This is a genomic window from Gottschalkia purinilytica, from assembly GCF_001190785.1.
Classification (GTDB): domain Bacteria; phylum Bacillota; class Clostridia; order Tissierellales; family Gottschalkiaceae; genus Gottschalkia_A; species Gottschalkia_A purinilytica.
Genome location: NZ_LGSS01000020.1, coordinates 18,233 through 42,193, shown reverse-complemented (window position 1 = coordinate 42,193; position 23,961 = coordinate 18,233). Strand labels below are relative to the sequence as shown.

At 28.4% G+C, this 23,961-nt stretch carries 22 protein-coding genes; 21 read left to right on the top strand and 1 reads right to left on the bottom strand.

Annotated elements, in window-relative coordinates:
• The first annotated feature begins 330 nt into the window (after window positions 1-330).
• Both CLPU_RS14730 and CLPU_RS14725 read left to right on the top strand, forming a co-directional pair.
• On the top strand, window positions 331-1,230 hold the full coding sequence (locus CLPU_RS14730; RefSeq protein WP_050378624.1) for a DUF4097 family beta strand repeat-containing protein: 900 nt from the start codon (window positions 331-333) through the stop codon (window positions 1,228-1,230).
• Window positions 1,231-1,416: 186 nt separating this feature from the next.
• The gene (locus tag CLPU_RS14725) at window positions 1,417-1,728 is read left to right on the top strand and encodes a YerC/YecD family TrpR-related protein (protein WP_050378623.1); all 312 of its coding nucleotides are present in this window, start codon (window positions 1,417-1,419) and stop codon (window positions 1,726-1,728) included.
• A 37-nt stretch (window positions 1,729-1,765) separates the two neighbouring features.
• On the opposite strand, the gene CLPU_RS14720 is transcribed toward CLPU_RS14725, so the two are convergent.
• Window positions 1,766-2,653, bottom strand: coding sequence for a nucleoside hydrolase (locus CLPU_RS14720; RefSeq protein ID WP_050378622.1), 888 nt, complete (start codon window positions 2,651-2,653; stop codon window positions 1,766-1,768).
• 205 nt (window positions 2,654-2,858) lie between these two features.
• Here CLPU_RS14720 and CLPU_RS14715 point away from each other — a divergent pair, with 205 nt between their 5' ends.
• The 19 genes from CLPU_RS14715 to gatB all read left to right on the top strand — a co-directional run bounded on the left by CLPU_RS14715 (window position 2,859) and on the right by gatB (window position 23,815).
• A complete protein-coding gene (locus tag CLPU_RS14715) occupies window positions 2,859-4,094 on the top strand; it encodes an ABC transporter substrate-binding protein (protein WP_050378621.1) in 1,236 nt (411 codons plus the stop codon).
• 14 nt (window positions 4,095-4,108) lie between these two features.
• Window positions 4,109-4,978 (top strand): ABC transporter permease, encoded by an 870-nt coding sequence (locus CLPU_RS14710; protein ID WP_200898612.1) that lies wholly within the window; start codon window positions 4,109-4,111, stop codon window positions 4,976-4,978.
• Window positions 4,979-4,982: 4 nt separating this feature from the next.
• Complete coding sequence (locus tag CLPU_RS14705; RefSeq protein WP_050378620.1) at window positions 4,983-5,813, top strand: ABC transporter permease; 831 nt, start codon at window positions 4,983-4,985, stop codon at window positions 5,811-5,813.
• Window positions 5,814-6,019: 206 nt separating this feature from the next.
• On the top strand, window positions 6,020-7,045 hold the full coding sequence (locus tag CLPU_RS14700; protein ID WP_050378618.1) for an ABC transporter ATP-binding protein: 1,026 nt from the start codon (window positions 6,020-6,022) through the stop codon (window positions 7,043-7,045).
• Window positions 7,046-7,059: 14 nt separating this feature from the next.
• A complete protein-coding gene (locus CLPU_RS14695; RefSeq protein WP_050378616.1) occupies window positions 7,060-7,734 on the top strand; it encodes a TIGR04283 family arsenosugar biosynthesis glycosyltransferase in 675 nt (224 codons plus the stop codon).
• Window positions 7,734-8,429: a TIGR04282 family arsenosugar biosynthesis glycosyltransferase gene (locus CLPU_RS14690; RefSeq protein WP_050378614.1), complete on the top strand. Its 696-nt coding sequence runs from the start codon at window positions 7,734-7,736 to the stop codon at window positions 8,427-8,429. The genes CLPU_RS14695 and CLPU_RS14690 overlap by 1 nt, the downstream gene beginning before the upstream one ends.
• Window positions 8,416-9,411, top strand: coding sequence for a phosphotransferase (locus CLPU_RS14685; protein ID WP_050378610.1), 996 nt, complete (start codon window positions 8,416-8,418; stop codon window positions 9,409-9,411). The genes CLPU_RS14690 and CLPU_RS14685 overlap by 14 nt, the downstream gene beginning before the upstream one ends.
• A gap of 11 nt (window positions 9,412-9,422) precedes the next feature.
• Window positions 9,423-9,821, top strand: coding sequence for a 4Fe-4S dicluster domain-containing protein (locus CLPU_RS17755; protein WP_050378607.1), 399 nt, complete (start codon window positions 9,423-9,425; stop codon window positions 9,819-9,821).
• The gene (locus CLPU_RS14675) at window positions 9,814-10,593 is read left to right on the top strand and encodes a heterodisulfide reductase-related iron-sulfur binding cluster (protein ID WP_050378605.1); all 780 of its coding nucleotides are present in this window, start codon (window positions 9,814-9,816) and stop codon (window positions 10,591-10,593) included. Before CLPU_RS17755 ends, CLPU_RS14675 begins: the two co-directional genes overlap by 8 nt.
• A gap of 693 nt (window positions 10,594-11,286) precedes the next feature.
• Complete coding sequence (locus CLPU_RS14670) at window positions 11,287-11,757, top strand: C-GCAxxG-C-C family protein (RefSeq protein WP_200898611.1); 471 nt, start codon at window positions 11,287-11,289, stop codon at window positions 11,755-11,757.
• 34 nt (window positions 11,758-11,791) lie between these two features.
• The gene (locus CLPU_RS14665; RefSeq protein ID WP_200898610.1) at window positions 11,792-12,502 is read left to right on the top strand and encodes a TVP38/TMEM64 family protein; all 711 of its coding nucleotides are present in this window, start codon (window positions 11,792-11,794) and stop codon (window positions 12,500-12,502) included.
• 66 nt (window positions 12,503-12,568) lie between these two features.
• A complete protein-coding gene (locus CLPU_RS14660) occupies window positions 12,569-13,528 on the top strand; it encodes a sulfurtransferase (protein WP_050378603.1) in 960 nt (319 codons plus the stop codon).
• A gap of 359 nt (window positions 13,529-13,887) precedes the next feature.
• Window positions 13,888-15,336, top strand: coding sequence for a methyl-accepting chemotaxis protein (locus tag CLPU_RS14655; protein ID WP_050378601.1), 1,449 nt, complete (start codon window positions 13,888-13,890; stop codon window positions 15,334-15,336).
• A gap of 245 nt (window positions 15,337-15,581) precedes the next feature.
• Complete coding sequence (gene pcrA, locus CLPU_RS14650; protein ID WP_050378599.1) at window positions 15,582-17,783, top strand: DNA helicase PcrA; 2,202 nt, start codon at window positions 15,582-15,584, stop codon at window positions 17,781-17,783.
• A 16-nt stretch (window positions 17,784-17,799) separates the two neighbouring features.
• Window positions 17,800-19,812 (top strand): NAD-dependent DNA ligase LigA, encoded by a 2,013-nt coding sequence (gene ligA, locus CLPU_RS14645; RefSeq protein ID WP_050378597.1) that lies wholly within the window; start codon window positions 17,800-17,802, stop codon window positions 19,810-19,812.
• 15 nt (window positions 19,813-19,827) lie between these two features.
• Entirely contained in the window at window positions 19,828-20,109 is a 282-nt protein-coding gene (gatC, locus tag CLPU_RS14640; RefSeq protein ID WP_050378596.1) for an Asp-tRNA(Asn)/Glu-tRNA(Gln) amidotransferase subunit GatC, read from the top strand.
• A 154-nt stretch (window positions 20,110-20,263) separates the two neighbouring features.
• Entirely contained in the window at window positions 20,264-20,806 is a 543-nt protein-coding gene (locus CLPU_RS14635) for a GNAT family N-acetyltransferase (protein ID WP_050378591.1), read from the top strand.
• Between the two features lie 86 nt (window positions 20,807-20,892).
• Window positions 20,893-22,329, top strand: a complete 1,437-nt coding sequence (gene gatA, locus CLPU_RS14630; protein WP_050378589.1) for an Asp-tRNA(Asn)/Glu-tRNA(Gln) amidotransferase subunit GatA — start codon at window positions 20,893-20,895, stop codon at window positions 22,327-22,329.
• A gap of 55 nt (window positions 22,330-22,384) precedes the next feature.
• On the top strand, window positions 22,385-23,815 hold the full coding sequence (gene gatB, locus CLPU_RS14625; RefSeq protein ID WP_050378587.1) for an Asp-tRNA(Asn)/Glu-tRNA(Gln) amidotransferase subunit GatB: 1,431 nt from the start codon (window positions 22,385-22,387) through the stop codon (window positions 23,813-23,815).
• The last annotated feature ends 146 nt before the right edge of the window (window positions 23,816-23,961 follow it).

The window sequence follows — 23,961 nt, the reverse complement described above, 5'->3', positions numbered from 1 at the left end:
CAAAAGTACCAGCTGCAAATAGAATGGATGTTCTTCCAAACGGAGAAATAGTAGGCTTATTCTAGTTAAAATAGATTAATAACGAATTATTTTAGTATTTGTGTAACAACGTATATAATTAAAGTTAATATAAATTTGTGTAACAACGTGATCTCAAAAAACCCCTTATAATAAGGGGTTTTTTGATTTTTTGTATAAAAAAGGGAAAATAGATTGACTTGAATGAGTATAAAAACATATAATTTAAGATAATTCAATAAAAACAATTTACATAACTTAGAAATGACTGTTTTCAAATATTATTAATATAAACAGTAAGGGATGATGCTCATGAAATCAAAATTACATTTTCTCAGAATCATATGTATAAGTATAATAATGACAATTATAGCCTTAGTACTTGTTAGTTGTAAAGGTGTGTCTAAAAATACTATATTAAAAGAAGATATAGATGAAAAAGAAATATCTATTAGTGATCAAACAGAATTAAAAGTCAGAATGTATCTTGGAGATATTAATATAACGAAAAGTAAAGATGACAAAATGAAAATAAGGATTAAAACTACTGTAGAGGGAAAAGATGATAATACTATAGAAAAAATGTTAAGTTATTTAAAGCATGATGTACGAAATAATAAAGATACTATAGAAATGAATTCTACAAAGAAAACTGACTTACCAGGAATACGTAATATTAATAGTATAGTTGATATACAAGTTCCAAGTAAGATTAGAAATATCTATATAGATTCTGAAGTTGGAAACATAGATATTTTAAGTGATATACAAAAAGGAGAAATAAAAACTAATGTAGGAGATATTAATATATTTACTAAAAACTCAGAGTCGATTATATTATCTACTTCTACAGGAAATATCAACTTAGAAGGTAAAATAAAGGATATTACTGCAAAATCAGAAATAGGAGATATAAATATATTTACTAGTGAAGTTAAAAAACTTATAGCTAAAGCTGGTAAGGGAAATATTAAATCACAAATGAATGATATAGATAGTTTAGGTATATATGAATTTAAAAATGATACTGGTAACATAGATATTAGGGTTCCAAAAGATATACCTATAAATGTGGATGATTATAATGAAAAAGAAATTCAAGACTTAACACATGAAAAAATAACTTTACAAGGCATACTTTTAAAAGAAAATGGAGTAAGATTATATATTGATCTGAGACAAGTTGGAAAGGTTAAGTTACAAGGAATATAGTTATGCAAATATTAGAAACTTTACTTTAGTTATTTAAAGTATTGCAACTGACAAGTATTAATATTAAAATATAATTGCGACTATTTTATAAACATTCATTAAATGTTTAGTTAATTTAAAATTAGTGATTTAATAGTAGATATTATTTAATAATATAAATAATAAGATTGAGGAGTGAACTATATTATGGAGCATCATCATTCAAGGATCAAAGATAAACATACAGATGAATTATTCGAAGCAATTCTTAAACTTGAAACTATAGAAGAATGCTATAGATTCTTTGAAGATATATGTACAATTAAAGAAATAAAGTCTATTACTCAAAGATTACAAGTGGCAAAGCTACTAAGATTAGAAAAAACTTATAATGAAATAGAAGAAGAAACAGGAGCAAGTACAGCTACAATAAGTAGAGTTAATAGAGTATTAAACTATGGAGCAGAGGGATATAATATAGGGCTTGATAGACTTGGGTACAAAAAATACAAGAAATAAAATAACAAAATCCCTTAAGGTAAATTAGGGGATTTTATTATTTTGAAAATTTTACATTTTCCCAAGATTTAAATATTATTTCGTTAAATAAGTTAATATCTTTAATGCATGTAGGTATATTTACTTTATATCCTTCATTGGACGAGTTATTAACTTTTAAAAAACCTGTTTCTAAATCTTTAACACTAGAAACTATATTTAATATATTGTCATCAAATAGCTCAGGATTTGTTATATACATAGAAGCAACTATATCCCAATTAAAAAATCCATCTATATTGAACCAATTCATAAAGAACTCATACCATTTATAAGATTTATTTTTAATATATTTATAGCATTCTATAGAGTTACTGTTCATTAGTCTATCATACTCTTTTTTACCAAAAAAAGCCTGTAAACAAATATGTCCAGTTAATACAGTTGTCTTACAATTAGAACTTAATACATTATATGTGGCTTCAGGATCACACGAAAAATTTAATTCATCTAAAATTTGATTATTTATTACTAAGGGACGAGTTAATCCACCCATTAATACTATTTGTTCTAACTTTTCAAAAAAATTATTATCTTTTTCATAGGCACCATATAGGTTAGTAAGAGATCCAGTTCCAAGTAAGGTTATCTGATTTGGATACTTATTCACCATTTCAACTAAAAAATCAGAAGCTTCGCTTTGCCTATCTGATGTATCTTTAGCTCCTTTTAAAAGTGGAATATAGTTTATTCCTATATCATTAAACATATCGATAGAATTTCTATATACATCATCTATTGTGCTATTGCCAAAAGTTGTAGTTACTCCTATAATTTCTATATCGCTTCTACCTAACAGATATAGTAGTGTTAATCCATCATCTACATCTTTTCCGTTTAAACCCATGGTATTATCACAGTCAAATAAGATTTTCTTTTTTATCATAAAAAATACTCCTTTTTATATAATTAGAAAATTATGTATTTTGCTGAAATTTATGCATACAATGATACAACAAAATTTTTATTTTGTCAAAGATTGTAGCTTTAAGGACGGTTATAAAATAATTTGAAAAAAATGTATGCAACACTTATAATATATGTGAAAATGTTGTAAAAACGATAAATATGAGGAATAGGAGGATAAAGAAATGAAGAAATTAATTTGTGTCTTAATGATTATTACTTTATCATTAGGAATAATAAGCTGTGGCAAAACTTCTCAAACAAAGGATGATGTTTCGATTGATAAATGGGAAGATGTATTAAGTAAAGCTAAAGGAACCACTGTTAACTTTTACGGTTGGGGAGGAGATCAATTACTTAATGGATGGATAGATAATCATCTTTCTAAGAAACTAAAGGAAAAGTATGATATAACATTAAATAGGGTTGGAATGAATATAGATGAAATTCTAAGTAAACTTTTAAATGAAAAGCAGTTAAATGTTAAAGACGGAAGTATAGATATAGTATGGATTAATGGGGAGAATTTTTTTACAGCTAGAGAGAATGAGCTGTTGTATGGACCATTTTCAGACAAGCTACCTAATTTTAAAAAATACATAGATAAGGACGATGTAGAAACTAAATTTGATTTTGGATTTCCTGTGGAAGGATATGAATCACCTTATGGGAAAGCACAATTCGTAATGATATATGATAAGATGAAAACTCAAGCAGTACCTAAAGATCATAAAGAGCTTATGGAATTTGCAAAAAATAATCCTGGAAAGTTTACTTACCCTGCGCCACCTGATTTTACAGGAAGTGCATTTGTAAGAAATATTATATATGATATTGTTGGACATGAACAGTTTATGGACATGAAGGCAGATGAAGACACGGTTAGAAAGGCAATACAACCTGCTATAGATTATTTAAAAGAGTTAAAGCCTTATCTATGGAAAAAAGGAGAAACATATCCAGCAGAAAGTACATTACTTGATAATATGTATGGTGATAATGAGGTTTTAATGACTATGTCATATGCACCTAACTTTGCAGCTTCAAAAATAAAGACGGGAGAATTTACTGAATCTACAAGGACTTTTGTATTTGACAAAGGAACTATAGGAAATACTAATTTTTTAGCTATACCATTTAATTCTCCGAATAAAGAAGGTGCATTAGCTGTAATCAACTATATACTAAGTGTGGATATGCAAGCTTCAAAATATGAGCCTAAACATGGAGGAGGACAACCAGTTTTAGACAGTGATAAGTTAAATGAAAAAGAAAAGAAGAAATTTGAAAAAGTTAGAAGCAGTATAGGAGATGCAGCACTTAGTCAAGAAGAACTTCTTGATCATAGATTACCTGAAATGCCTGCTAATTTAATTCCTATAATAGAGAAAATATGGATGGAAAGTATTCCTAATAAGTAAGAAAGGGGATAAATGTGAAATATAAGTACAAACTGAAGCCTTATATTCTACTTACACCAGTAATGATAGTTATATTAGGAATATTTGTAACAGGAATTGTTATGGGGTTTTTACAAAGTATAGGATATTTTCCTATAGTAGGACTTAAAGACTTTACCCTTAAGTACTATAAAGAAGTAATGATGAGTAAAGATTTTTTATCATCGCTTATATTTAGTATATATATATCATTTATATCTTCTGCACTTTCGGTAATATTAGGAGTTGCTTTGGCTTATCTAATATATAGAAAAAAAGAGAAAAAAGGTGTAGAAGATATAGTGTTTAAAGTCCCAATAATTGTACCTCATATAGTAGCAGTATTACTCGTGTACAATTTATTATCTCAAAGTGGAATTATATCTAGAATATTTTATAGTCTAGGATTTGTTTCATCACAAAATCATTTTCCATCATTATTGTTTGAGAAAAATGGTATAGGAATAATTATAACTTATCTATGGAAAGAGATTCCTTTTATTGGAATGGTAGTTTATAGCGTTCTTAACAATATGAATAATAAATTTTCAGATGTAGCAAAAACATTAGGAGCTAATAGGAGGCAAGTATTCTTTAAAGTTACACTTCCTCTTATTATGCCATCTATAGTAACTTCATTTATACTGGTATTTGCATTTTCATTTGGAGCATTTGAAGTACCGTTCTTACTAGGACCTACTAATCCAAAAGCATTACCGGTAAAAGCATATATTGAATATAGTAATCCAGATCTAAAACACAGACCTTATACTATGGTTATAAATATGATATTAACCTTTGTATCATTGATATTAGTTTGGGGTTATAATAAAGCCTTTAAGGTTATTTCTAAATATAATAGGTGAGTATATGAAAAATAGAAAATTAAGTTTATCTAATTTCATTTTATATATAATGATATTTATTTTTATAGCTCCTTTAATTATTCTAGTAGTTTGGAGCTTTGCTAAGAATTGGCCCTGGCCAAATATTGTACCTAGTTCACTGGGATTAAGAGGATGGAAGTATTTTTTAGATCCAACTAGTAAGTCATTTAAAATATTAGGATTTAGTATATGCTTATCAATGGTTACGACTTTAATAACTGTTTTGATTAGTATTCCTGCTGGAAAAGCATTAGGTTTTTATAAATTTAGAGGAAAAAAGGCTATTGAAATACTTATACTTTCTCCCATAATAGTACCTACTGTTGCAGTAGCTATGGGAATACATGTTACTTTTATAAAACTTGGACTAGCTAATACTTTTATGGGAGTCGTATTAGTTCATATAATACCTTGTATTCCTTATGGAGTTAAGATACTTAAAGATACATTTGAACTTTTAGGAGAGTCTATGGAAGTTCAAGCTAAGGTATTAGGAGCTAGTAGTTTTCAGACTTTTACAAATATAACACTTCCTCTTATATCGCCAGGACTTATTGTTAGTAGTAGTTTAGTTTTTATAGTATCTTTTAGTCAGTATTTCTTAACCTTTTTAATTGGAGGGGGTAAAGTAGTAACATTTTCTATGGTTATGTTTCCATATATACAAAGTGGAGATAGAACAATAGCTTCTGTATATAGTATTGTTTTTATAATAACTACTTTAATTCTTTTATATTTAATTGAGAGATTTTTAAGGCATTATTATGAAGATAAAATGAAACTTAATTCAGATGGAATTTTTTTATCAAATTAAAATTTGTAAGATTAATCTCAGTCCTATATAATTCTTATTTTCTATTTATAAAGTTATGAATACTGGAATTAATTATTAAGTTACATGATGAAAGTCATACTTTTATATGAGTAGTTATATTACTATATTTGTATTATATAACCTTAATGACCCTAGATCATAGATTAGATTATTAAATCTAAATAAAAGATAAGGAGACGTTGTACATGTCTAAAGTTGAACTTAAAAATATTGTGAAATTATTTGATAATAAGAAGATCTTAGATAATGTAAACTTAACAGTAGAAGAAGGGGAACTAGTTTCTCTATTAGGTCCTTCAGGGTGTGGAAAAACAACTACCCTTAAAATCATATCAGGACTTTTGGATACTGATGAAGGAGACGTGCTAGTTAATGGTAAGTCTATTTTAAATACTCCAGTTGAACAGCGAAATATAACAATAGTATTTCAAGACTATTTATTATTTCCACACTTAAATGTAGAAGAAAATATAGGATTTGGACTTAAAATGAGAAAGATAGATAAAAAACAGATAAGCTTAAAGACAAAGGAAATGTTAGAACTAGTAAGATTAAGTAGATTTGAAAAGAAGAAAATAAGTGAATTATCAGGAGGACAAAAACAAAGAATAGCTTTAGCGAGAGCATTGGCTGTAGAGCCTAAAGTTTTGTTACTTGATGAACCATTTTCTAACTTAGACATGAGGCTTAGGGAAGATATGAGGCTTTTTATATTAGATATACAAAAAAGACTTAAAATTACAACTATATTAGTAACTCATGACAAGGAAGAAGCATTAATGATGTCAGATAAAATAGCAATTATGCTTGATGGAAAGATAAATCAATTTGGGAGTCCTACAGAATTATATGAGAAACCAGTATCTCCTGAGGTTGCTAACTTCTTTGGTGATAAAAATTATATAGATGGTGTAGTCAAGAATGGAATATTCAAGTCTTCTATATTTACTGCTGAAATGTCATTAGATAAATGCTGTGAAGGTAAGTTAATGATAAAGCCTGAAGATGTAAATATTAAAAAGAGAGAAGGAATTTCAAATATTATAGGAACCATAAATACGAAGAGATATGCTGGTGATAGACTATACTATACAGTTATAGTGGATGATACTGAACTAAAATGTATATCTAATTCTAATATACATTTTAGTGAAGGTGACGAAGTTGAAGTGTGTATAGACTTTGATAAAGCTATATTTTATGAAGCTTAGAAAGGTGGAGAACATTGATTTCCATTATATTACCTTTACTTAATGAAGAAAAAAGTATAGAGAATACATTAACACAGATACAAAGACTAAAAGGGGATAAAGAGATAATTGTAGTAGATGGGGGTAGTACAGATAGTACGGTTAAAATAGCTTCAAAATATGCTATAGTAATAAATAGCGAAAAAGGTAGAGGAAAGCAAATGAATGCTGGTGCTAAAGTTGCTAAAGGAGATATATTGTGGTTTATACACTCAGATTCTAAACTAGAAGAAAATTCTTTAATAAGTATACGAAATTGCATGGAAGAAGGATATTGTGCTGGTGGCTTTCCTATTTATTTTTATGATTATGATACTGCATTTATGAGATTTGTATCAGTGACATCTAACTTAAGAGCTAAGTACTTGGGACTTTACTTTGGAGATCAGGGAATTTTTATAAAAAAGAAATTATTTAATAAAATAGATGGATTTAAAGAAATAGAAATTATGGAAGATTGGGAATTTTCTAAAAGATTAAATAAAGTTACAAAGCTGAAAATGTTATCTACTAAAATTGGAACATCTGGTAGGCGTTTTAAATCAGGTGGACAGCTAAGAACTTTACTATTAATGCATAAAATAAAGATAATGTATTTACTAGGAGTTAGTCCTAAAACTCTCAATAGCATGTATAGGGAGGCAAGATAGTGGATGCTTTAATAATAATGACTAGAATACCTATTCCTGGTAAGACAAAAACAAGACTAATGGATATATTTACAGGTCAACAGTGTGCAGAGATACACACTTGTTTTCTTAAAGACCTGTTTAATATTTGTAATATAATAAAAAAAGATATAGATATATATTTAACTTTTACACCTGAAGATTCTTTTGAAGTTATAAAGGATATAACTCCAAATAATATCAAAGTTTTTCCACAGATAGGAGATACACTTGGAGATAGAATGAAAAATGCTTTTGAATATATATTTGATAAAGGATATGAAAAGGTAAGTCTAATAGGTAGTGATGTACCTGATATACAGCCGAAAGATATATACAATTCATTTCATATTTTAGATAAAAGTGATATATGTTTAGGTCCTACGTTTGATGGAGGATATTATCTTATAGGAATGAAGACACTCCATACTAGAGTATTTTCAAGTAATTTAAAATGGGGAGAAAAATCTGTACTTGAAAATACATTAGATATAGCTAATGAGCTTTTTCTAAAAGTTGGACTAGTTACTAAACATAGAGATATTGATACGAAAGAGGATATTATTTATTTTAAAAATAGTATAAAAAATAATGAATTTAAAAGAGATGTTAGTCCAATAAATACTATTGAATATTTAAAAGAAAGTTGGAGTGATGTTTGTTATGTTAAAAGATGATCTACTAAACGAAATATCTGAATATTTAATGTATAGTGCTTTTTTAGATAATGAATATACAGTTAATTTTTTAGCTCAAGGAGAATATAATATTAACTTTTTAATAGATTCTAAGAATGAAAAATATGTTTTTAGGGTGAATACTGGTAGTCAATTGGGAATAGAAAATCAAATAAAATATGAGTATGATTCTCTAAAAGCTCTTGAAACATCTGGAGTAACGCCGAAAGTATTCTTTGTAGATGATTCCAAAGGCTTTTTTGATTATGGGATACTCATTATGGAGTTTCTCGAAGGAAAGCCTTTAAATTATAAAAAGAACGTAAATAATGCAGCTAAGATATTTGCTAAGATTCACTCTTTAGATTTAGAAGAAGTTAATACAAAACATTTTTTAATAGAGGAAAATATATTTAGTGAAAGAATAAAGGAAAGTAAAAAACTCTTAAGCAATGTTTTACAATCAAATAAATTATCATTGGAAGTAAAAAAAATGTTTCATAATTTTTTAGATTGGGCTGAAAAGAATAAAAATAAGGAAAAATATTTTATAGAAAATAAATGGCATGTTATAAATAACACAGAAGTTAATTCACATAATTTTATAATATCTGATAAAAAAAGCTATCTGATAGATTGGGAAAAGCCAGTTATAAGTGATCCATGTCAGGATTTAACTCAATTTTTAGCTCCAACTACTACTTTATGGAAAGGAAATTATATTTTAAATAGAGAAGAAAAAGAAGACTTTTTTAAAGTTTATACTAAGTATGTTAAATGTAAAGATAATGATATAAGAGAAAGAGTTAATTTATATACTCCATATCTTTACTTAAGAGCATTATCATGGTGTGCTTATGCATATTTAGAATATCAAAATCCAGATAAAGATATAAAAAATATGGATACTTTTGAAAAAATAAAAGAATATCTAGATATAGATTTTATGAATAATCTTTTAAAAGACTACCTACACAGTTAGGAGGCATTTAAATGAAAAAAACTAACTTTAGTAAAGATTTAATGGACAAGATAAAAGAAATATCAGAAAGTTGTTCTGGTTGTAGACTTTGTGTAAAAGAATGTTTAATGCTAGAAGAATACTGTAATAGTCCTAAGGATTTATTTCAAAAAGTATTAGAAACAGAAACAATAGATCCTGCAATACCATATTCATGTAATATGTGTAATCAATGTACAATAGTATGTCCTAAAAATTTAGAAATACAAGATAAATTTATGGAAATGAGACAAGCTTTTGTAAAAGACAATAATGGTAAGTCACCTATGAAAGGTCATAGTGCAATAGAAATGCATCAATTATTAAGCTTCTCAAAAATGTTTACTACAGGAAAACTTAATAAACAAAGAGAGGAAGGGAAACATGAATAGAAATAATAAAATTAAAAAAGTATTTTTCCCAGGATGCAGTTTATCATCATATAGTCCCGAGTTAGTAAAAAAAGTGTTGATATATTTGCAAGAAAAACTGCCAGGAACAGGTGGAATTTTAAATTGTTGTGGAAAACCAACACTAGATATAGGACAAGTAGATAAGTTTAAAGAAAGACATGAAAAATTACAAAAAGAATTTGAACAAATGGAAGTAGAGGAGATAATAGTTGCCTGTCAATCATGTTATACGAATATGAATAAATATAGTACAAATTTAAAAGTAACTTCTCTTTGGCAACTGCTTCCTGCAATAGGATTACCAAAAGAGTCTATAGGTATTGGAAAAGATAGTAATATTGTTTTTGCTATACATGATTCATGTTCTACTAGAAATGTATCTTCTATACAAGATGGAGTAAGATGGATAATGAAGGAATTAGGATATGAAATAGAAGAAACACTACATAGTAGAGAAAATACAAGATGTTGTGGATTTGGGGGAATGGTAGTACCTGCGAATCCACAATTAGCTTTAAAAGTTATGAAAAGAAGAACCGAAGAAGTAAAGTCAGATTATATGGTAACTTATTGTGCTGCTTGTAGAGAAGCTATGGCTAAAGGTGATAAAAAGGCAGTTCATATTTTAGATTTAGTGTTCAATAATACATGGACATCTGATTCTCAATTTCCAGGAATACCAAGTACACCTATTACAAGTTGGAAAAATAGATATAAAACTAAAAGAAATATAAATAGTATATTTAAATAAAGTTAAACAGATATTTATTTTTATGCAACTTATTATAAATTTTAGTGAATTTTATATAGAAAAAAATTATATAAAACTAAAAATATATAGAAATAAATTATTTCAAATTCATATTAGATTAATGTATATTTTAATAGACTGTGTAGAATCCTTCTTCTTCTATAGTAGAAGATTCATAGCAGTAATTTGGTAAATGCTAGATGAAATTACTAAATTAGGATATAATGATTTTAAGAACAACCAAAAACTGAATATATTGAGTTGCTATAGGAAATGTTCTATAGTGTAAAATATTCAATACTTGCCTAGTAGTATAGCGAAAACCAAGCATATATATCAATGCAGAAGCTATTGTACTATATTTCGAGGTGGTGCGACTTTTAGAGCCCATGTGGACTTGTCTGGTTAGAGATATTGACTAGGAAGCCATTCACTTCTATAAGTGGTGGTAGTTAACTAGACAGGATGTAAGAGACTTTAAGAAAATTTATATATGGATATAATAAAACACATAAATTGTTATATCTTAAAAAAATCTTTCTTAATTTTATATTCTTGTTTGTTCTATTTTTATGTAACTTATCAAAATCTAAATGTTTTATATAGTACAATCATATATTTTATATACGTTATAAGTGAAATTGTATAGTGTAGATCATCAATATGTTATGAAAATTTGGGGGAGTGAGTTCATTGAAGGAAAAAGACAAGGAACTTATGAAGAAAGCTAGAGAACTAGCTGAAGGTTACTACAGAAAAGAAGAATACTTATGTTCTGAGGCTATATTGGCTTCGGTTAATAAAGTATTAGAGTGCGGAATGCCAGAGGAGTATGTGAGACTTACATCAGGATTTCCTGTTGGAATGGGAGGTGCAGGATGTAGTTGCGGTGCTTTAACTGGTGGACAAACTGCCCTAGGACTCGTATACGGAAGAAAGAAACCAGGGGGCGGTAATAGAAAAGTGATGAAGTTATCACAACAGTTGCATGATAAGTTTAGAGAGAAGTATGGTAGTGCTTGCTGTAGAGTCCTTATAAAAGATTACAAATTTGGTTCCAAAGAACATAAGGAAAGATGTACTAAAGTTACAGGGGATATATGTGAAATGGTTATGGAGATTATACTTGAAAATAAAAGCTTAATTTCAAAAGTACTAGGATAACGATTATCTATTAACTAAAAAAAGGAGGGGTAAAGTGGAAGATACAAAAAATAGTGAAATTAAAAATAAGAAAAAAAACTATTTAAAGATAGGAATCATAATAGCAATTATAACCGCTATCATTTTACTTATGAGGCATTTTGGATTGTTTGAATATATAAGTATTAAGAATATTCAAAATCTTAAAAATTGGATAAATGACTTTGGTATACTTGGACCTATTGTATACATAGGGCTGTATGTTATTGCTTGTATTTTCTTTTTACCAGGTTTACCAATAGGGATATTAGCTGGGTTAGCTTTTGGTTCTTTATGGGGAGCAGTTTGGGCTTCAATAGGATCAACGATAGGTGCAACAATGGCATTCATAGTAGGAAGATATACAGCTAGAGATATGGTTGAAGGATTGATTGAAAAGAATAAAAATCTTAAAAGAATAGATGATGGAGTAAAACAGCAGGGCTGGAGAATGTTAATGATAACAAGGTTAGTACCTATATTTCCGTTTAATGTTCAAAATTATGTGTACGGGCTAACAGATATTAAACTATCAACGTATATATTGGTTTCTTGGATATGTATGTTACCTGGAACTATAGCAATTACATTTATGAGTGGGGCATTAGCAAGTGGAGAAGGAAACACAGGAAAGACTTTTGCATATTTAGGAGCTGGTGCAGTACTGTTTGTTATAGTTTCACTTATACCAGGGTGGCTTAAGAAGAAAAAGAATATTGATGTTTAAATTGTATGAAAGCTAAATAAAAGCTTTTAGATAAAATTTTGATGTACAGTATAAGGGGGAGTAATAATGTTAAGTAAAAAAATAGCATTAATTGGAGTACTAGCTTTGTCTTTAACAGTAGCTACAGTTGGATGTTCTAAAAAAACAGAAACAAATCAAACTAATCAAGAAAAAACTACTGAAGATACAACAAGTGCTAGTAAAAAAGAAGATAATAAACAAGAAAAAAATCAAAAAGGGTATGCTAAACCAGAAAGTATTATAACGGCTAAAGAACTAAAAGACCTAAAAGAAGCTGTTATAATAGACCTAAGAGATGGTAAACTTCCAGGGGGATACATACCGGGAGCAGTTAAAATCAAAAGAGATGATATTATGACAGAAGTAAATGGTGTCTCTAAAATGATGGTTAATAGAGAAAAAATAGAAGAAGTTTTAAGTAAAGCAGGAATTAAAAATGATGATACTGTAGTTATTTATGATGCTGATAACGGATTATGGGCTTCACGTTTATGGTGGACTATGAAAGTATATGGCCATGAAAATGTAAAAATATTAGAGGGTGGAGTAGATGCTTGGAAAAAAGCAGGATTTGAAACAAAAGCTTTATCTGATGAAAAAGAAGCAACACAATATAAAGCACAAGAACCTAACAAAGATTATGTTGCTGATTTAGATTTTATTAAGAAAAATTCAGATAATAAAAATGTAATACCTTTAGATTCACGTTCGGAGAAAGAAGTTAAGGATGGATCTATTCCAAAATCAGTATGGATAGAATGGACACAAGTATTAAATGAAGATGGTACATTTAAAAGTGCGGAAGAACTTGAAAAACTATATGGGGAAAAAGGAATAACAAAAGATAAAGAAGCTATATTACCTTTCTGTCAATCTGGAGTGAAATCGGCACATACAGTTTTCGTATTAAGAGAATTATTGGGATATGAAAATGTTAAAAATTATGATGGGTCTTGGGCAGAATATGAAAAATCAGGGTTAGAGGTTTCGAAACCATTGGATTAATAATATGAAACTTAATTAATAATATAAAAAAACATAATTATGATATAAAAAATAATGGCTAATCAACCGATTAATTGACTAGCCATTATTTTTTGTAACTTTTATAAAAGATATATAGATAATTAAAAGAAAAATAAAACTATTTATAGTTGATCTATACAAAAAAAATAGTTAAACATAGCTAAATGAGGGAATATAATTTATTAGTAAAAAAATATGCGAAATATGTAAAAAAACATAATATAATGATAAAATATGTTAAAATAACTTATATATTATATTGAAAAACTTGAGTAAACTAAATTATTAGAGATTATAAAATTTCTTAAATACGTAGAGATATAAGGAGAATGATAAAAATGATTCTAAGTAAAAGAAAGTATGAAGAGATTATAGATGACATGTTAAAAGATAAATTAGAGGATTCTAATAGAATTGATACAAAAGATAGAATAGTAAGAAAATTAATAGATTTATCACATAAATTTTATGGAAATAAAGAAGAGATAGAGTATATTATTCACAGTATATTAGATATAGCCATAGATATTAGTACTTTTGACGTAAAGTTAGAACATTACTCAAGTGAAATAAATGACGGTGTTTCAAATATAAGTAATATATCTGATGGATTAGCATCAGTTTTTGAAGAAATATCTGCAAATATGGCCGAACTTGAAAATAATTCTATAGAGGTTTCAGATTCTTTATCTGTTATGAATGATAAAACTAAAGAGATGAGTAATAATGTGACATCAAGTAAAGAAATGGCGGAGGTTATAGGAGAGAGTATTGAATATGTAACAAATATATCACATACTATGTATGATAATGTTTCAAGTTTGATCAATATAACTAAGAATGTAAAAAAAACAATGGAAGATATAGATTCTATATCAGAACAAATAAATATACTAGCATTAAATGCTTCTATAGAGGCAGCAAGAGCAGGTGAGCATGGTAAGGGATTTAATGTTGTAGCTGAAGAAGTGAGGAAGCTTTCAGCAGATACAAAAAAACTATTAGAAGGTCTTAGTATACATATAGAAGATATAAATATAGCCTCTGAGAATAGTTCTAAGAGTGTTTCAGAATCAGTAGATGAAATAGAATCAGTTAAAGCTCAATTAGATGAGCTCATATACATATTTAATAAAAATAATGAACTAATAAGTGAAACTGTAGATGGAATTAATGCTATATCTAATACAAGTCAAGAACTTAGCTCTGCTACGGAGGAAATAAGTAGTGCAATGGGAGATACAACTAATATAATAGAAAAAATGAACAATACTTCAACTGAGTTAACAGATGTATCTAATAAAATTAAAGAGATATCTAGTGGAATTAAAGATATAGAAAATAAGGTATCTAGTGTAGCTAAAGTTGGTGGAAAGCTTAGTAATCAAGATAAGTATAGAATTTCCAATGATGACTTTATCAAAAATGTGGAATCTGCTATAACTGCCCACAAGAATTGGGTTCTGACTTTAGAATCTATGGTAAATGAAGTGAAAGTTCTACCTATCCAGACAGATGGACATAGATGTGCTTTTGGACATTTTTATCACTCTGTTAGTCCTAAAAATCCCCAAATTTTAGAAATATGGTCTGAAGTTGATTCTTATCATGAAGACTTGCATAATATAGGAGAAGTAGTTATTAATTTAATAAAGAGAGAAAATATTAAGGAAGCTTACTCTCAAGTAGAAAAGGCTAAAGAGTTATCTAAAACTATAATAACTATGTTTGATGAAATGATAAATATAACAAAAGATTTATTAGAAAAAGGAGAATATGTGTTTTAATAGAATAATTATAATTAAAGTAATGAGTCTCTTAATATTAAAAGAGGCTCATTTTTAATTAGGTTTATAATTGGTGAACTACTCACATTTACAGAAGTTAGAAACTTCTTATATAGGGCTGTTAAATATAAGAATAAAATATGATATAGTTACACTACTAATATCATTGACTAATCATCTTTAATAAGGAGATACTTTCTTATATAATAGTATAAGTAGACAATGAGAAGAAAGGGGAAAATAAAATGAGCTTTCTTACAGGAATGAACGAAAGACAAAAAGAAGCTGTTCTTGCTACGGAAGGACCAATACTCGTATTAGCTGGTGCTGGAAGTGGAAAGACAAGAGTACTTACTTATAGAATAGCATATTTAATCGAGGAAAAAGGAGTAAGTCCTTATAATATATTAGCACTTACATTTACAAATAAAGCTGCAAGTGAAATGAAAGAAAGGATATCCAGACTTATAGTAGACGGAGTAGACGATATATGGACAGGAACTTTTCACTCTATATGTGTAAGAATACTTAGAAGAAATATAGAGAAGATCGGATACAATAGAAGTTTTGTTATATTTGATACTAGTGATCAAAAGACTCTTATAAAAGATTGTTTAAAAGAAAAAGACATGAACGAAAAACTATTTGATCCTAATTCAATGTTAAACTTTATAGGATCTCAAAAGGACAAGTTGATATCACCAGATAAATATATAAATGATAACTATAGCGACTTTAGAGAAAGACAAAAAGGAGAGCTATATGAATTATATCAAAATAAGTTAAAAGAAAATAATGCATTAGACTTTGATGACTTAATAAATAAAACTATAGAGCTCTTTAGACAAAATCCTGATGTACTAGAATACTATCAAAATAAATTCAAATATGTATTAGTAGATGAATATCAAGATACAAATAGAGCACAATATATGTTGATAAAATTATTGGCTAAACAACATGAGAATATATGCGTGGTTGGTGATTTTGACCAGTCAATTTACAAATGGAGAGGAGCTGACATAAGGAATATATTGGACTTTGAAGAAGAATATCCTAATGCTAAAGTTATAAAACTAGAACAAAATTATCGCTCTACAAAAACTATACTTGATGCAGCAAACTCTGTTATAGAAAATAATTTAGAGAGAAAAGATAAGATTTTATGGACTGAAAATGAAGAAGGAGACAAAATAAAAATATATAATGGGGATAACGAACACGACGAAGCTTACTTTATAGTTAATAAAATAAAAAGTATCTGTGAGGAAGATGAAAAAAGCTTATCGGATTTTGCCTTACTTTACAGAACTAATGCCCAGTCTCGTGTACTAGAGGAAGCATTAATAAAAGGGAATATACCATATAAAATTGTAGGAGGATTAAAGTTCTACGATAGAAAAGAAATAAAAGATATTATAGCTTACTTAAGAGTTATTCAAAATCCAGTAGATAATATAAGTTTAAAAAGAATAATAAATGTTCCTAAAAGAGGAATAGGAAAAACGACTTTAGATAAGGTAGAGGATTATAGTATTAAGAAAGGTGAAAGTATATATAGTATAATGCTGGATGCAGAAGAAATACCTGGGCTTTCACAAAGAGCAATAACTAACTTAAAAAGCTTTGTTTCTCTTATAGGAAAATTTATAGCTATGAAAGAAATATTAGGAGTAAAAGACTTAATCGAGAACATATTAGATTCTATTGGATATATAAAAGAGCTTGAAGAAGAGAATACAGTGGAAGCCAGAAGTAGAATAGAAAACTTAGAAGAGTTTCTATCTGTTGCTATAGATTATGAAGCTAATAATGAAGAAAGTAATTTGGAAGATTTTCTTGCTAATATATCATTACTTTCAGACATAGATAGAGTGGACACAGAAAACGGTGAAGCAGTAACTTTAATGACCTTACACAGCGCTAAAGGTCTTGAATTTCCTGTAGTATTTATGACTGGAATGGAAGAAGGACTTTTTCCATCAGCACGAGGATTTACAGATGATGATGAGTTAGAAGAAGAAAGAAGACTTTGTTATGTAGGAATAACAAGAGCCAAAGAAATACTATATATGACATATTCAAGTATACGTATGTTGTATGGTAAAACAAATTATAATGCAGTTTCAAGGTTTATAGGCGAAGTACCGGAAAGTTTGATCGATGGTTGCAATGAAAAGAAAAAATTAAATACTGCAACTCAAAATTCAAGTACAAGTAGTAAATATTTTAAAGGATATACATTTGAGAATACTAAAAAAGAACCTAATCTGAATTCAGATAGTGAGAATATAAAGGCAGGAGCGAAAGTAAGCCATAAGTCTTGGGGAATAGGAACGGTTGTTCAAGTAAAAGGACAAGGAGAAAATACAGAGATAACAGTAACTTTTCCAAGTCAAGGTATAAAGAAACTTATGCTTGCCTATGCACCTATAGAAGTAGTATAAATTTGGAGGTGCTAATATGGATGATAATAAATTGTCTAGAATGAAAGAACTAATAGATATAATAAATGACCTAAACTACTACTACTATACATTAGACAGTCCTAAGGTTAGTGATAAAGAATATGACGCTATTTATGATGAATTAGTAGCACTCGAGAAAGAAACAAATACTGTGCTTTCTAACTCACCTACACAAAGAGTAGGTGGGGAAGTATTAGATAAGTTCGAAAAACATAGACATTTAGGAAAACTACTGAGCTTGGATAAAAGCCAAAATGTAGAAGAACTTAGAAGTTGGGATCAAAGAGTTAAAAAGCTTATAAACCAGTATAATGCAGCAAATGAACAGAAGCTTCCATATCCTACGTATGTTGTTGAACTAAAATTCGATGGTCTTACAATAAACCTTACTTATCAAGATGGAAAACTAGTACAAGGTTCAACTAGAGGTAATGGAATAATAGGAGAAGGCATACTTCCACAGATAAAAACAATAAAAACTGTTCCTTTAACTATACCTTTTAAAGATGGCACATTTGAGGTTCAAGGAGAGGGTCTCATGCCTTTATCGGCACTAGAAGAGTATAATAAAAAGGCAAAAGAACCTTTGAAGAATGCTAGAAATGGAGCGGCAGGGGCTTTAAGAAACTTGGATCCAAAGTTAACAGCAGAAAGAAACCTTATAGCTTACTTTTATAATATAGGATTTTCTGATACATTAACATTTGAAACTCATCTAGATATGATAGAGTTCATAAAGGAAAATAGACTTCCTGTAAACGACTATCTTAAAGTATATAATGATATAGAAGAAGTAATAGAAGAAGTAGGTAGAGTGAATGAAGAAAGAAAAAATTTAGATGTGTTAACAGATGGATTAGTTATAAAAATAAATGATATTAGAACGAGAGAAGTTTTAGGATATACTCAGAAGTTTCCTAGATGGGCTATGGCATATAAATTTGAGGCAGAAGAAGTTACTACAAAGCTACTAGAAGTGGAATGGAATGTAGGAAGAACGGGAAAAGTAACTCCAATAGCACATCTAGAGCCTATTGATATAGGAGGAGTAACTGTAAAAAGGGCTACTTTAAATAACTGGGATGATATACAGAGAAAAAGAGTAAAAAAAGGATGCAAGGTTTGGATAAGAAGGTCAAATGATGTTATACCAGAAATAATGGGAGCAGTTGAAGATGATGAAGTACATGAGGAAATAGATAAGCCAGAATACTGTCCTGCATGTAATAGTGAATTGAAACATGAAGGTGTACATATGTTTTGCTTAAATTCACTATCTTGTAAGCCACAGTTAGTATCAAGACTAGTTCATTTTGCAAGTAGAGATGCTATGAATATAGAAGGATTTAGTGAAAAAACAGCAGGACAGTTATTTGAAAAATTAGATTTAAAGGATATATCTCAAATATATGAGCTTAAATTTGATGATTTAGTTGAATTAGAGAGATTCGGAAAGAAAAAGACAGAGAATCTATTAAATGCTATAGAAAAAAGTAAAAATTGTGATTTAGATGCGTTTATATATGCACTTGGTATACCTAATGTAGGAAGAAAAACAGCTACAGAGCTTGCTAATACTTTCAAGTCACTAGAAAATATAATGAACGCAACATATGATGAATTAATTTCTGTACCAGATATAGGAGGAATAGTTGCTAATAGTATAATAGAGTTTTTCCATGATGACAAAATAGTAGAAAGTATAAATAAGCTATTATCTGAAGGAATAACTTTAGAATATGAAGAGCATGAAGTAAAAGAAGATAGTATATTCAGTGGAAAAACTGTAGTTGTTACTGGCACTTTAGAAGACTTTAGTAGGACTGAGGCAAAAGAAATAGTAGAAAAACTTGGTGGTAAAGTGACAGGTAGTGTAAGTAAAAAAACAGACTTTGTGGTAGTTGGAGAAAATCCAGGATCAAAGGCCGACAAAGCTAGTGAACTTGGAATTTCTATTATAAATAGTGATGAATTTAAGAAAATAGTTGAAGATTCAAAGCTTATGTAATATGGAGGGAATATAATGACTATTACAGAGGAAGAAATCGAGAAAGTTATAAAACTATCAAAATTAGAAATAAAAGGTAAGGAAAAAGAGAAATTCATAAAAGATATAGAAATATTACTAAACTATGTAGAAAAGATTGAAGAAATGAATACGACAAATATAGAGCCTACTTACTATATTCATTCACAAATGAATGTAACAAGAGAAGATGTCTTAAAAGAAAGTATGGATAAAAATAAGGCTTTAATGAATGCAAAAGATACTCTTGACGATTATTTTAAAATTTCTACAAAATAAATTGACAATAAGTATCAGCATATTTCCTGGGTAATCGAAAAAATATTAGGATAATTTTATGCACCAAGTAGAATAATAACTCTTCTTGGTGCAAATTTGTATATGATTAACTTAGTAAGAAATTCATATTTCTCGTTATTTAGGGGGAATTAAAATGATAAAGCTTCAGTACTTAGAAGAAAAAGACTTTAGAAAAATAGTTGAATGGAATGGAAATAAGACGTCAGATTATTTATTGCAATGGGCTGGGCCTGTGTATACATATCCTTTAACTGAAGATCAAATCCGAGAATATTTTTATAATAAAGTTAAAAAAGAAAATTCTGATATATTCGTTTATAAAATAATATTAGCTGATACAAATGAAACTATTGGAACTGTTGAGTTATGCATAGAAGATAAGGTCAATATGGTTGGGAAAATAGGAAGATTTTTAATAGGAGAAGAAAATGTAAGAGGTAGAGGAATAGGGAAACTAGTATTAGAAGAATTATTAAGGATTGGATTTACAAAGTTTAAACTAGAGAAGATAATCCTTAAAGTATTTGATTTTAACTCTGGTGCTATTAAGTGTTACGAGGGTGTTGGATTTGTAAAAGAAAATCTTATTAAAAATGCGAGGAAGGTTGAAAACGGTTATTGGAATTTGTATGAAATGTCTATATCTAAGTACAACTGGAAAAATAGAAATAAATAAATTACTTAACTATATGAAGTACGTAGGAAAATTATTAATAAGTTAATATATTGCTTCATATTTGAAGTATTGAAAGGATGATACAAGTGGATCTAACTCATCTCACTATACATGATTTAATAGATTTATTAAGAAAAAAAGAGATAAATTCACAAGATATAGTGAAAAGCTATTTAAAAAGAATAAGTGAAACGGAATCTGATTTAAATTCTTTTATATCTGTATTTGAAGATTATGCAATAAAAAGGGCTAAACAAGTGGATGATACTATTATAAGAATGAAGACTATATCCGATTTAGCAGGAATTCCATGTTCTATAAAAGATAATATAATGGTAGAAGGATTTAAGACAACTTGTGCTTCAAAGATGATGAAAGATTTCATAGCACCATATGATGCTACCGTTTCTAAAAAATTAAAAGAAGATGGAGCAATCATAATAGGTAAGAATAATATGGATGAATTTGCTATGGGATCGTCTAATGAAACTTCTTATTTTAATTCTACTAAAAATCCTGTAGATAAATCTAGAGTTCCAGGAGGATCAAGTGGCGGATCAGCTGCTAGCGTGGCATCTAGACAAGTACTTTTTTCTATAGCTTCTTCTACGGGAGGCTCTGTAAGACAACCTGCTAGTTATTGTGGAGTAGTAGGACTTAAACCTACTTATGGATTAATTTCTAGATATGGACTAGTTTCTTTTGCCTCGTCTTTAGATCAAATAGGAATTATAACTAAGAATGTAGAGGATTGTGCTATAGTGTTGAATAGCGTATCGGGCAACGATAAATTTGACTCTACATCTATTAATAGAGAAAAAGAAAACTATAGAGAATATCTAATAGACAATATTAAAGGAATGAAAATAGGTATACCAAGAGAATACTTTGGATCAGAAGTGGATGAACGTATAAGGGAAAAAGTGCTAGAAGAAATAATGTTCCTTGAAAGACTAGGAGCTAATATTGATGAAATTTCACTTCCAACTACAGAGTATGCATTATCAGCATACTATATAATATCGTTAGTAGAAGCCAGTTCTAATTTAGGGAGATTTGATGGAATAAGGTATGGATATAGAAGCGATAATTATAGTTCAATAGAAGACTTAATTATAAAAAACAGGAGCGAAGGATTTGGAGAAGAAGTAAAGAAGAGAATACTAATTGGGAACTACTTTTTAAGTTCTAGTAACTATGAAAAATATTATGAAAAAGCTTGTAAGATAAGAACATTATTAAAAAATGAATATGAAAATATATTTAGAAAGTATGATGTTTTAATAACACCTACTACAATTAATCTACCCTTTAAGCTAGGTAGTAAGGAAAGTAATGGTGAATATGGTCATATATTAGATAAATTAACAACTCCAGCTAACTTAGTTGGAATTCCAGCTATGACTATTCCTTGTGGTAAAATTGATAATTTACCTATAGGAATGCAGATAATGAGCAATAGACTTAATGAAAAAGCTATTTTTAAGATAGCTTATGCTTATGAAAAAAATAAAGTATGCTAATGAAGTCTTTGAAAAGTTTTATTATGAATAATTGATAAAAACAGGAGTTGATAAAATGTCTTATAAAACCCTTATAGGACTAGAAATACATGTAGAATTAAATACTAATACAAAGATATTTTGCGGTTGTTCAACTGAGTTTGGAAAAGAACCAAATACCCAAGTATGCCCTGTATGTTTAGGGCTTCCAGGATCACTACCTATTATTAACGAAAAGGTGATAGAGTATGGAATAAAAGCGGGGTTAGCTCTTAATTGTAAGATTGCTAATAAAGTTAACATGGATAGAAAAAATTATTTTTATCAGGACTTAGTAAAAGGATTTCAGACAACTCAATATTATAATCCATTATGTGAAAATGGCTATCTTAATATAGAAAATGAGGGATCAAATAAAAAGATAAGAATAAAAAGAATACATATAGAAGAAGACACTGGAAAATCTATATATGATAAAGAAAGAAATATACTACTTGATTATAATAGATGTGGAGTACCACTTATAGAGATTGTAACTGAACCAGATATAAATTCATCAAAAGAATTGAGTATTTTTTTAGAGAATTTAAAACAAATAATAGAGTATATAGAAGTATCAGATTGTAAAATGGAGGAAGGGTCACTTCGATGTGATGTAAACATAAATATAGTAGACGAAAATAATAATATAAAAACAGAAATTGTAGAGCTTAAGAATCTGAATTCATTTAAAAATGCTATAAGAGCAGTTGAATACGAAGAAAGTAGACATATAGAGCTTTTAAAATACAAAAAAATTGGAAGTAAAGAAACAAGAAGATGGGATGAATCAGAAAATAAGACATTAGCAATGAGAAGCAAAGAGGATGCTCTAGATTATAGATACTTTCCAGAACCCGATATAGTTAATGTATTATTGAATGAGGATATGATTAGTGATATAGAAAAAAGTCTTCCAGAACTACCACATGATAAGAAAATAAGATTTATTGATAAATATGAGTTATCCGAATACGATGTTGAGATTCTTATAGCTGATAAAAAGATAGCTAATTTTTTCGAGGAAACACTAAATTATACTAAAGAAGCTAAACAAGTAGCAAACTGGATAACTGGAGACATGCTAAGAAGATTGAATGATAGTAAAATAAAAATAGATAATATAAAATTTGAATCTAAGGACTTAGGTGAGTTAATAAATTACATTAGTAATGGTGATATAAATAATAGTACAGCTAAAGATATATTTAGAAGGATGTTTGAACAAGGGGAAAGACCTAAAGTAATAATAGAAGATTTAGGACTTAAGCAAATAAATGATGACAAAGAGCTTAGATTAATAGTGAAAGAAATACTGTCTCAAAATCAAGATGCTGTTAATGAATATAAACAAGGAAAAGATAAGGTATTAGGATTTCTTGTAGGACAAATAATGAAAGCTACAAAAGGCAAAGCAAATCCAAAAAAAATAAATAACATATTATTAGAAATGGTCAGTAAGGCTTAATCGTCATACTGACTATTTTTTATTCTTATCTCATATTCCAAATTGTGTATAAGATGGATTATCGTATCAATAATATATGATTAATGTTTCATATTAAACATTAATTTTATTTCAAAATTTTACTATTGATATATATATTTGTCTAA